General features: G+C 64.5%; 6 protein-coding genes. 2 read left to right on the top strand and 4 right to left on the bottom strand.

Annotated features, from left to right (window positions below; genetic code table 11):
- Positions 1-273 precede the first annotated feature (273 nt).
- Both Q8R73_RS24340 and Q8R73_RS24335 read right to left on the bottom strand, forming a co-directional pair.
- Complete coding sequence (locus Q8R73_RS24340) at positions 274-1,473, bottom strand: CaiB/BaiF CoA-transferase family protein (protein ID WP_305722091.1); 1,200 nt, start codon at positions 1,471-1,473, stop codon at positions 274-276.
- A gap of 12 nt (positions 1,474-1,485) precedes the next feature.
- Positions 1,486-2,121: a 2-hydroxychromene-2-carboxylate isomerase gene (locus Q8R73_RS24335; protein WP_305722090.1), complete on the bottom strand. Its 636-nt coding sequence runs from the start codon at positions 2,119-2,121 to the stop codon at positions 1,486-1,488.
- A 224-nt stretch (positions 2,122-2,345) separates the two neighbouring features.
- On the opposite strand from Q8R73_RS24335, the gene Q8R73_RS24330 reads away from it, so the two are divergent.
- Complete coding sequence (locus Q8R73_RS24330) at positions 2,346-2,861, top strand: helix-turn-helix domain-containing protein (protein ID WP_305722089.1); 516 nt, start codon at positions 2,346-2,348, stop codon at positions 2,859-2,861.
- Positions 2,862-2,913: 52 nt separating this feature from the next.
- Here the strand turns inward: Q8R73_RS24330 and Q8R73_RS26095 are convergent, their stop codons facing one another.
- Both Q8R73_RS26095 and Q8R73_RS24320 read right to left on the bottom strand, forming a co-directional pair.
- On the bottom strand, positions 2,914-3,159 hold the full coding sequence (locus Q8R73_RS26095) for a hypothetical protein (RefSeq protein WP_371126166.1): 246 nt from the start codon (positions 3,157-3,159) through the stop codon (positions 2,914-2,916).
- Positions 3,160-3,372: 213 nt separating this feature from the next.
- A complete protein-coding gene (locus tag Q8R73_RS24320; RefSeq protein ID WP_305722088.1) occupies positions 3,373-4,971 on the bottom strand; it encodes a GMC family oxidoreductase in 1,599 nt (532 codons plus the stop codon).
- Between the two features lie 199 nt (positions 4,972-5,170).
- Here Q8R73_RS24320 and Q8R73_RS24315 point away from each other — a divergent pair.
- On the top strand, positions 5,171-6,752 hold a 1,582-nt coding region (locus tag Q8R73_RS24315), incomplete at its 3' end, for an FAD-binding protein (RefSeq protein WP_305722092.1).

Here is a 6,752-nt window from a genome sequence, read left to right as displayed (position 1 = left end):
ACGTCGCCCTGGCGCCGATCGTTCCGGTGCAGCAAAAGGCGTGATCGTCCGTCGATCGTGGTTATCCGTTCACCTGAACCTGCGCGCTTTCCTTCTCCCCTCCTCCCGCGAAGCGGTGGGGAGGGGTCGGGGGTGGGGGGTCTATCGGCGCATTACTCTGACAACGAATTTGCCGAAGCGCCTCCCGACCACGCGCAAGGGCGCGTGGGAGGAGGGGAGAAGAGTATCGCTACGATGCACCGCAAACGATCAATCGTTGGAAGTGAAAACGTCCTACCCCGCGACGCGCACGGCGCGGTCGCTGACCATCTGGTCGATGGCGCTGTCAGAATAGCCGAGTTCGCGCAGGATCTCGCGCGAGTGCTCGCCGACGCGCGGCGCCGGTCCGCCGATCCTGGCCTCGTTGACCGAGAAACGCGCCGCCGGTTTCGGCTGCCGCACCCGTCCTACCGCGGGCTGGTCGAACTCGGCGATGATGCCGCGCGCCACCACCTGCTCGTTGCCGACGATCTCGCCGCGGCGCAGGATCGGCGCGCAGGGTACGTCGGCGGCATCGAGGCGTTCCAGCCACTCGGCGGTCGAGCGCGTGGCGATGTATTCTCCCATCTTGTTGATGCGGGCGGTGGCGTTGACCGAGCGCGCCGACGGCGTCGCAAACCGCGGATCTTTGGCAAGGTCCGGATCGCCCGATGCACGGCAAAAACCCTGCCATTCGGAATCCGAGATGGTGCCGGCGGTGATGTAGCCGTCGCTGGTCCTGAATACGAGATCCGGCCGGTCCTTGGGATCTTCCGCCGCAGCCTCGGCGCCGACGACGGTGTATTGGCTCATCCCTTCCGGCCACAGATAGGAGATCATCGCATCGAGCATCGCGACCTGGATATGATCGCCCTGCCCGGTCTTTTCGCGGGCATAGAGCGCCGACGAAACCGCCTGCGCCGTAAACACCGCGGTGGTCTTGTCGCAGACGATGGTGCGGATCATCTGCGGCCGGTTGGTCACCGGCTGCGACTGGATGTCGGCAAAGCCCGACAGGCCCTGGATGATCGGATCGTACACCCGCTTCCTGACGTAAGGCCCGGTGTCGCCGACGCCGCTGATCGAGACATAGATCAGCCGCGGATGCCGCTCGCGCAGTTGGTCGGACCCGAGGCCGAGACGCTCCATGGTGCCGGGACGGAAATTCTGCACCAGCACATCGGCCTGAGCGGCGAGTTTTGCCAGCACTTCCTGGCCGGTCGCGTGCTTGATGTCGATCGAAAGCGACCGCTTGCCGCGATTGGACGAAATGAACAGCGCCGAAAACTCGCCCGTCTTGTCGATCGAGGCGCGGCTGCGGCGGGTGATGTCGCCACCGATCGGCTCGATCTTGAGCACGTCGGCGCCCTGATCGGCCAGGAACATGGTCGCGAACGGGCCGGAAACCACCCCGGTCAGATCCAGCACCCGAACGCCGTTGAGTGGACCCGGCATGACAATCTCCAATTATGCTTTTTTGGCGGCCTGGCCGGTCTGCTCGACGATCGAGTCTTCGACGTCGCGAAGCTGATCCTTGCCGAAGAACATCTCCTCGCCGACGAAGAATGTCGGCGACCCGAACGCACCGCGGGCAACGGCATCGCCGGTCAGGTCGATCAGCTTCTTCTTGACGTCGTCCTGCTGGGCGCGGGCGATCAGCCGGTCGATATCGATACCGGACGAGGTGAACGCGGTGCGGAAGATCTCGGGATCATCCATCTTCTTCGGCTCTTCCCACATGTGGTGGTAGGCGGCGCGGAAATAGGGTTCGAACATGCCTTCGAACCGGGCGGCGACGGCGCCGCGCATCAGCATCAGCGTGTTGACCGGGAAGAACGGGTTCGGCTTGAACGTCGTGATGTCGTGGCGTCGGATGAAACGCCTCGTTTCCAGCGCCTGATATTCGGGCTTGTTCCTGATGCCGCGCAGCGATTCGAACGGCGACAGATTGTTGGTGGCCTTGAACACGCCACCGAGCAGCACCGGCACATATTCGAATTTCACCCCGGTGCGCCGCTCGATACCAGGCAGCGCCTTCTCCGCCAGATAGGCGTTGGGGCTGCCGAAATCGAACTGGAATTCGACCTTAAGGGAATTTGCCAACGGGTTTCTCCTCCCGGCACGATGATCCGCGCCTGCCCTCGCCGTTCCGGCGATTGCTGACGCTTTCACCACTAAAGTTCTATAATTGAACTGTCAAGATGTCGGCGGTATTTGGCTGATTTTAGTAGTAGCCGCCCTGAATTTGCTGGTTGTCTGGCCTAAAGTGCCTATTTAGAATGATAGCCTGCCGAACCGAGTCAAGGCAGAGCCCGACGGAGACTGCGATGAAGTGGGACGAACTGGAAGAGGAGCCGTGTTCGCTGGCCCGAACCGTCGCGGTGATCGGCGACCGCTGGAGCCTCTTGATCCTGCGCGAATGCTTTCTGCGAACCCGGCGGTTCGAGGGCTTCCAGTCGGCTCTCGGCATCACCCGGCATCTGCTCGCGGAGCGGCTGAAGAAACTGGTTCGGCTCGGCGTGCTGCGCCGGATCCCCTATCAGGAGTCGCCGAAGCGGCATGAGTATATCCTGACCCAGAAGGGGCTCGATCTGTATCCGATCATCATGTCGATCGTGCATTGGGGGGACACCCATATGGTCGATGAACGCGGCAGACCCCTGCTCCACGAGCACAAGAGCTGCGGCAAGATGTTCGATCCCGTCCTGGTCTGTTCGGAATGCGGCGAACCCGTCACGGCCAAGGGCGTCCACGTTCATCCCGGACCGGGCAAGCGAGTACCGAGGGCGGCCGCAGATCTGCCAAAGGCAGCAAAGACCAAGACCCGAAGCCGCGCGGTCTGACCCTCTTCCCCCCTCGCCCCGCGCAGCGGTGCGGATGGAGTGAAGAGCATCGCTAATCCACCCGGCGGTACATCGGCGGCCGGGCGCGGACCGGATCGAGCAGCGACCAGTCGCCCTGCTCCACCACGTGGCCGTTTGGAAACGGCGCACGAACCTCCTGCCCCAGTGATCGCATCACCCGGTCGTCGCGGTAATAGCAGAGCAGCACCACGCGGACCAACGCCGCCAGCGGCGCACCGCCGACCTCGCGAAAGGCCCTTGGTAACCTCGGCTCGACGCTCCGCTTCCAGGTCGGCAAACGCACAGCCTCCGACCGCCGCGAGATGCGACAATGCGCGACGGACGTCGTCGCGGTCACGCTCCAGGTTACGAAGAATGTCGTCGAATATCCTGTCGTCGTCGGCGCCGGGCACGTCGTAAGCCGCGCTCGCGGGGATGATCATGCCGGCCAGCGCGCGGAGATCGCGGATCTGGTCGGCCGAGAGGTCATGGTTCTGCATCGAAGTCACTCTCAGTCGAACAGATTGGCGAGGCGCTGCTTGATGCTGTCGGCGATATAGAGCGCCAGCGCCTGGATGGTCGAGGTCGGATTCACGCCGCCCGATGTCACCCAGATGCTGCCATCGACGATGAACAGGTTCCTGACGTCGTGGCAGCGGCCCCATTCGTTCACCACCGAACGTTCCGGGTCGGTGCCCATGCGCGCGGTGCCGAGCAGGTGCCAGCCGCCGTTCAGGATCGGGCTCTCGACCGCAATGTTGCTGGCGCCGGCGGCGGTCAGGATCTCCTTCGCACGCGCGATGCCGTGGTTCATCATCTTCAGGCTGTTGGCGCCGATGGTATAGTCGAGTTTCGGCGCCGGGATGCCGCTGGAATCCTTCAGGTCGGGATCGAGCGTGACGCGGTTGTGCTCCTCGGGAAGGTCCTCGCAGATCGCCGAAAGCCCGATACGGCGGTTCACCAGCTTCCGGTAGGCTGCATGATGGTCGTCGCCCCATGGCAACCGCCCCGCGGCCGAACTGACGATGGCTTCCATGATGGCGCCGACACCGCGGCCGAACTGAAAGGTGTAGCCGCGCACGAAATCCCGCTTCGGGTCGGTCTCGTAGAATTCCTGGCTCCACAGACACAGCGGCGGACCACGATTGCCGTCGAGCGGCTCGTCGACATAGCCGTAGGTCAGGGCATAGGGGTGAAACATCAGGTTCTTGCCGACCAGCCCCGACGAATTGGCAATGCCGTTGGGGAATTTCGCCGATACCGAGTTCAGCATCAGACGCGGCGTGCCGACGCCGTTGCAGGCGAGGATCACGACTTCGGCGGGCTGAAACTGCTCCCGGCCCTCGGCGTCGTAATAGATCACGCCGGAGGCCATGCCGTGTTCGTCGACGGTGACCTCGCGCACCCGGCACATGGTGCGCAATTCGACGCCGGCACGGATCGCATGCGGCCAATAGGTGATGTCGGTACTGGCCTTGGCGCCCTGCGCGCAGCCCGGCGTGCAGTGGCCGAGATTGATGCAGCGCGCCCGCCCCTCATAATCCGTGGTGGCGATGGTCGAGTCGGACGGCCACCAGTGCCAGCCGAGCTGGTTCATCGCCTTGCCGAACCGCGCGCCGGATTTGCCCAGCGGCAATGGCGGCATAGGCGGCTGATGCGGCGGATAGGCGGGATCGCCGGCGAGACCGGAGACGCCCATCATGCGGTCGTTCTCGGCGAAATACGGCTCCAGCGTGGCGTAGTCGATCGGCCAGTCGTCAGCGACGCCATCGAGCGTGCGCACCTTGAAATCCGAGGGGTGCATGCGCGGAAAATGCGCCGTGTACATGATGGTGCTGCCGCCGACGCCGTTGAAATTCACCACCTTGATCGGCGAATTGGCGTCGTTGATCGGATAATCGGTGGGCCGCGCCCGGCGGTTGGGATTGATGGCGAAATCGCTGAACAGGCGCGCTTCCCAGTCGCGGCCGTTGCTGGGATAGTCCGTCGGCTTCACCCAGTCGCCCTGCTCGAGGCAGACGATCCGCATCCTGGTATCGGCCAGACTCCAGGCCACCGCGGCGCCCGACGCCCCGGAACCGACGATCAGGACATCGACTTTATCGAGCATCGATTTTGCCTCCCCAGCGAATCCATTGATAGCCAGTTCGCTCCCGGCTGTCAGCATGCGCGACAGCATGGGTGATGCTATTGTAGGCTCGGACGGCAACGACAAGAACCGGGAGGATCGCGTGACTGACGGCGTGCGCACTGGCGCAGAGACAATCCAAGAATGTGACGTGCTGGTGGTCGGCTCGGGCTGCGCCGGGATGTCCGCCGCCGTCACCGCCGGCCACCGCGGCCTCAAGGTCCTGATCGTCGAAAAGGAGCCCCGCTTCGGCGGCACCACCGCGCGCTCCGGCGGATGGCTCTGGATACCCGGAACGTCGCTGGCGCGGGCCTGGGGCATCAACGAAAGCCCGGACCAGGCGCGAACCTATTTGCGGCATGAAGCGGGCAACAGTTTTGACGCGGCCCGGGTCGATGCTTTTCTGACCGCCGGGCCGGAGGCCGTCGACTTCTTCAGCACGCAAACGGCGTTGCGCTTCGATATGCCGCTGGTATTTCCCGACTACCACGCCGAAGCCCCCGGCGGAACGCAGGGCGGCCGCTCGATGGTGACACGCCCGTTCGACGGCCGCGAACTCGGTCCGCATATCCGAACTCTCGGCGCGCCGCTGCCGGAATTGACCGTGTTCGGCATGATGCTTGGATCGGGCAAGGAGATCATCCACTTCATGCGCGCGACCAAATCGCTGACCTCGGCGGTGTATGTCGCCAAGCGGCTGTCCCGCCACCTGTTGGACGTGATACGCCACGGCCGCGGCATGATGCTCACCAACGGCAACGCGCTGGCCGGGCGGCTGGCGAAGTCGGCCTTCGACCTCAACATACCCCTGTGGCTGTCCTCCCCGGTCCGCGAGCTGATCGTCGAGGACGGTGCGGTGCGCGGCGCCATGGTCGAGCGCGAGGGACGCATGGTTCGGGTGCACGCCAGACGCGGCGTGATCCTGGCCTGCGGCGGCTTTCCGCATGATGTCGCAAGGCGCAAGGCGATGTTCCCGCATGCGCCTGACGGCACCCAGCACTACTCGCCGGGTCCAACCGGCAACACCGGCGACGGCCTGCGCCTGGCAGAGGCGGTCGGCGGGCGCATCGAGGACACGCTGCCGAATGCCGCGGCGTGGGTACCGGTATCGGTCACCAAGCGGAAAGACGGCAGCAGCGGCGTGATGCCGCATTTCATCGATCGCGCCAAGCCCGGCGTGATTGCCGTGATGCGCAACGGCGCCCGCTTCGCGAACGAAGGCAACTCCTATCACGACTTCGTCCAGGAGATGATAAAGGCCGCCAGGCCCGGCGAAGAGATCGCCGCCTTCCTGATCTGCGATCACAAGACCCTGCGCAAATACGGCCTCGGCTGCGTGCCGCCGTTTCCGATGCCGATCGGCCGTCACGTCAAGACCGGCTATTTGATGCGCGGCGCTACGCTGGCGGAACTGGCCGCGCAGGCCGGCATCGATGCGCGAGGGCTGGAGACGACGATCGCGGCGTTCAACGCCTCGGCGGCCACCGGACAGGATGCCGACTTTGGCAAGGGATCACGCGCCTACAACCGTTTTCAGGGAGATGGGCTGCATGGACCGAACCCCTGCATCGGCCCGATCGCGCAAGGGCCGTTTTACGCCATCAAGATGGTGATCGGCGATCTCGGTACCTATGCTGGAATAAAGACCGACGAGAACGCCCGCGCGCTGGATGCCGATGGGCACGCGATCGAGGGGCTCTATGCCGCCGGCAACGACATGGCGAGCATCATGGGCGGCAACTATCCCGGCGCCGGCATCACGC

The sequence above is a fragment of the Bradyrhizobium sp. genome (assembly GCF_030697065.1).
GTDB lineage: Bacteria > Pseudomonadota > Alphaproteobacteria > Rhizobiales > Xanthobacteraceae > Bradyrhizobium.
The sequence above is the reverse complement of the archived record's forward strand: the minus strand, read 5'-3'. Positions and strand labels throughout refer to the sequence as shown.

Bases quoted from the DNA above. Each gene is read 5' to 3' on its own strand.
- Q8R73_RS24340 (WP_305722091.1), bottom strand. From the start codon at position 1,473: ATGCCGGGTCCACTCAACGGCGTTCGGGTGCTGGATCTGACCGGGGTG.
- Q8R73_RS24330 (WP_305722089.1), top strand. From the start codon at position 2,346: ATGAAGTGGGACGAACTGGAAGAGGAGCCGTGTTCGCTGGCCCGAACC.
- Q8R73_RS24320 (WP_305722088.1), bottom strand. From the start codon at position 4,971: ATGCTCGATAAAGTCGATGTCCTGATCGTCGGTTCCGGGGCGTCGGGC.